Source organism: Leucobacter sp. wl10 (assembly GCF_003569785.1).
Classification (GTDB): Bacteria; Actinomycetota; Actinomycetes; order Actinomycetales; family Microbacteriaceae; genus Leucobacter.
On record NZ_KZ984027.1, the window covers coordinates 1 to 2150 of the forward strand.

Annotated in this window: 3 protein-coding genes; all 3 read left to right on the plus strand. The window is 70.8% G+C overall.

All coding sequences use genetic code 11. The features are described from left to right. The coding region (locus D1J51_RS17600) for a hypothetical protein (RefSeq protein WP_162903930.1) at positions 1-291 on the plus strand (291 nt) is incomplete at its 5' end. Positions 292-305: 14 nt separating this feature from the next. Then, positions 306-1130, plus strand: a complete 825-nt coding sequence (locus tag D1J51_RS17605) for a hotdog family protein (protein ID WP_119077299.1) — start codon at positions 306-308, stop codon at positions 1128-1130. After that, complete coding sequence (locus D1J51_RS17610) at positions 1127-1948, plus strand: SDR family NAD(P)-dependent oxidoreductase (RefSeq protein ID WP_119077300.1); 822 nt, start codon at positions 1127-1129, stop codon at positions 1946-1948. Before D1J51_RS17605 ends, D1J51_RS17610 begins: the two co-directional genes overlap by 4 nt. The last annotated feature ends 202 nt before the right edge of the window (positions 1949-2150 follow it).

Consider the following 2150-nt stretch of genomic DNA (forward strand, 5'->3'; position numbering starts at 1 on the left):
CAGGCGGGTATCCGGCTCGTGGGATCGCTGCCCGACGAGCTGCAGGATCGCGGCTACGGCTTCTACGACGAGTGGCAGCGCGTCACTGCGACCCTGATCCGCGAGGGCGTCGAGGACGGCTCCGTCACCTCCGAGCGGCAGGTCTCCGAGCTCGCCGAACTGCTCAACGAGGTGTTCGTGGGCGCGCAGGTGCTCGCCGGAATCGGTGAGAGGTGGAAGTCGCTGCCCGCGCGCGTGCGGCGTGCACGGCCGCTGCTGCTCTCGCTGCTCGCGCCGACCGCTACGGGCTGAGCGGCGGCGGCATCATGCACGCGGCGACCGTCGCGCCGGAGCTCGCGCACAAGGCCGACCATCGCAATCTGTGGCTGGTCGGGGTCGAGGCCCGCGGCACGACGACGATCACGTTCCGCTTCCGCATTCCCCGCCGGGTGCGCCCCGGCCTCTCGGAGTACGTGGAGGTGCAGCGGCAGGCGACTCACGCCTTCGCCCACCTGCACCTGGGGGTGCCGCTCGACAGCCGGGCGGTGCTCTCGTCCGCGCAGACGTGCATCGGCGTCGTCCGCGCCGCGCTGCCGTCCACCGGCAGCGTCTCGGTGCGCGCGAACATCGAGGGGCGGGCGGCTCGGGGCGTCGTCGACATCGACGTCGGTTTCCGATTCACCGTCGATGGCTCCGCCGAGGGGAACGGGCCGGGAGACCCGGGGCTCGGGATCGGCGAGGGGCGGATCACCGGCAAGTACCTGCCGCCGCGCCTCTACGCGCGCCTCCGCGCCGCGGAGGCCCGAGACGACGCCTCGGCTGAGGCGGGAGTCTTCGGGCAGACCGGACAGGTGATCGAGGAGCTCGCGATCGAGCCCGACAACCCGATCCTGGCGGATCACGAGACGGACCACATCAGCGGCATGGCGGTCGTCTGCGCGGCCGAGCGTCTGGCGGCGAAGTACTTTCCGGCGCGGAGGCTGCGAGAACTCACCACGCGGTTCTTCGCGTTCATCGAGAAGTCGGAACCGGCGCATGTCGTGCTGCAGGCTGCCGGGGACCGCATCGCGACGACGGTGACGCAGGGCGGGAGAGTGCGTGCTCGAGTGGAGGGCGGCTTCGCAGCCACGGGCGGAGAGGAAGCGGCATGAGCGGAACACGGGCGGAGAGCGGGGAGCGGCCGGTCGACCTCGCGGTGGTGACGGGCGCGACGGGCGGGATCGGCGCCGCGGCGTGTGCGGCGCTGAGCGAGTCGGGCCACGCCGTTCTGGCGCACTACGGCACGCGCACCGACCGGGCGCGTGAGCTGCAGCGGAGCGTGGAGGCGCAGGGCGGCCGATGCCACCTGGTGTCGTCGGATCTCGGCACCGACGAGGGCGTCGGGACCGTGGTCCGGCGCGTGCGGCAACTCCTGGAGCAGCAGTATCCGCGCTACCGCCTGCGCGTGCTCGTGAACAATGCCGCGAAGCTGCTCAGCCCGTCGTTCGCCGATACGGCTCCCGGTGACTTCGACGCCTACTTCGCGGTGAACGCGAAGGCGCCGTTCTTCCTCTCGCAGCAGCTGGTGGAGCTGATGCCGGCGGGCGGGTCCGTCGTCAATCTCTCGTCGGCGTCGGCGCACTTCTCCAGCCCGGGCGATATCGCCTACGCCATGAGCAAGGCGGCGATCGAATCGCTCACGAAGAACATGGCCGAGGCCGTCGCCGCGCGGGGCATCCGGGTGAACGCCGTGATCCCGGGCTTCACCCAGAACGGTCATCCCGGCTTCGAGATTCCGGCCGTGCTGGAGTACATGTCGTCGTTCTCGGTGCTGGGCGGAGTCTCGGAGCCGGAGACGGTGGCCGCCGCGATCGCCTTTCTCGCGTCGGACGCGGCCAAGCGCACGACGGGAGCGCTGCTCGACGTGACCGGGGGCAGCATCCTCGGCGCGCGCGGATCCCGCGCTCATTCCATGAAGGATCTGCTGTAAGCGTGCGCATCGGGCGCTCATCGCGGATTCGACTATGCCTGATCAGGCGCGTATGGGAGAATCTCACTCGCGACCGAGATGCGGTCGTGGAGGCCCGAGGGAGAACGCCGTGGAACGAGTGAGCGGAGCGCGTCGCAAGCAGCAGCGCGGGATCAAGACCCGCACGACCCTGCTGGAGGCGGCCGGTCGGGTGTTCTCGCGC

What these genes read in the sequence shown, in the direction of transcription:
- D1J51_RS17605 (WP_119077299.1), top strand. Translation starts at nt 306, where the DNA reads ATGCACGCGGCGACCGTCGCGCCGGAGCTCGCGCACAAGGCCGACCAT.
- D1J51_RS17610 (WP_119077300.1), top strand. Translation starts at nt 1,127, where the DNA reads ATGAGCGGAACACGGGCGGAGAGCGGGGAGCGGCCGGTCGACCTCGCG.